2 protein-coding genes and 1 pseudogene are annotated in these 1,212 nt (G+C 30.6%); 1 reads left to right on the top strand and 2 read right to left on the bottom strand.

The genetic code is table 11. The features are described 5' to 3' along the window. Positions 1–115 precede the first annotated feature (115 nt). Together V7183_RS25860 and V7183_RS25855 are read right to left on the bottom strand one after the other, a co-directional pair. On the bottom strand, positions 116–592 hold the full coding sequence (locus V7183_RS25860) for a GNAT family N-acetyltransferase (RefSeq protein ID WP_335361324.1): 477 nt from the start codon (positions 590–592) through the stop codon (positions 116–118). Positions 593–710: 118 nt separating this feature from the next. Continuing rightward, complete coding sequence (locus V7183_RS25855; protein ID WP_335361323.1) at positions 711–872, bottom strand: exosporium protein G; 162 nt, start codon at positions 870–872, stop codon at positions 711–713. 180 nt (positions 873–1,052) lie between these two features. Here V7183_RS25855 and V7183_RS25850 point away from each other — a divergent pair. Beyond that, positions 1,053–1,212 (top strand): annotated as a pseudogene (locus V7183_RS25850) (calcium-binding protein); the annotation flags it as partial.

Below are 1,212 nucleotides of genomic sequence, written 5' to 3'. Positions count from 1 at the left end.
TTGATTTACGCTAATGCAGCTCCCCTTAAGAAATTACACTCTTTATCTCTTTTATAATGAACTGTCCACGATTCTGTGGACAGTTTAATCTATGATAAAATAAGCAGTGGCTCTTCTACTTCCCCCACTCATACAAGGTAAAGCTATTCACAAAACTTCTAAATGATAACCCTTGTTTTTGATAAAACTCTTGTAAAAAATCATTACTAGCAATGCAATCTAATCGTAATTTCTTTCCGGACTCTCTCGCTCTATTCTTTGCCCATTGTACGAGCTGACTACCGACGTTTAATCCCTTACCTTCTTTCGAGACAACAATTCTATGTATATAATACGCATCTACTTCATCGTTCCATAAGCTCTCATCCCACTTCTCCTTATCACATAGAGAAATTGATGCAATTACTTGATTTTGATTGTTTTCAAAAACAAATAAATAACCTCTTTCAAAATCAGACTCTACTATTTCAGTATTTTCATATCGTAAAAATTGTCTCCACTGTTGAATACCTTTTTTCTTAAAAGAAATTGCTGTTTCTTGTAACCACTTTCTTATCATTTTAATTTCTTCTTGTTTTGCTTGACGAATCATACATTCCCCTCCTTGGATAGTAAACTTTCTCTATTAGAGATATTTTAATTGTCTTTTTGTTTACATAATAATATTATATTATCCCATTCGATAAACGAAGAGTTTTCCCGCCTATCTACTATCCTACATTACACGACTCGCATCTTAGAACTCCTAATGCTAAAAATAAAGCTACTAAGTTTGCTGTGATTTGCATTTTTAATGTGATAGCACCATCTACTTTTGTTACTAAAAAGAAAACACCGTTCTCTTCTAAAACAAAAATTACTAATAATTGCAAGTCTATTAGAGCCCTTTTTTCAGAGGAGTCATTTATAATCTATGAATTGTAAAAATGTAATAAGAATTTTTATACTCATCAAAAAGAAATAGAATTTTCTTATTTCAGCTAAAAATCATGTAATTTCTAGTATGTTCCTATATAATCAATGGAGAAAATCTTACAAGTGGAGGTACCAACATGGCATTTTGGAGTAATATTAGCACATTTTTATTTTTAATAGCTCTTATTTTACTCATCTTATGTATCATTTCATTCTTTAAGAAAAATGGCAAAGCAATGAGATATGGTAGACCTGCAGTTATTTGTTTTATTATTTCATTCTTAATAACAGCAACAA

The sequence above is a fragment of the Bacillus sp. JJ1127 genome (assembly GCF_036965845.1).
In the GTDB taxonomy this organism is placed as follows: domain Bacteria; phylum Bacillota; class Bacilli; order Bacillales; family Bacillaceae_G; genus Bacillus_A.
Note: the sequence above shows the minus strand (reverse complement) of the source record. Positions and strands in the feature narration are given on the sequence as shown.

What these genes read in the sequence shown, in the direction of transcription:
- V7183_RS25860 (WP_335361324.1), bottom strand. Translation starts at nt 592, where the DNA reads ATGATTCGTCAAGCAAAACAAGAAGAAATTAAAATGATAAGAAAGTGG.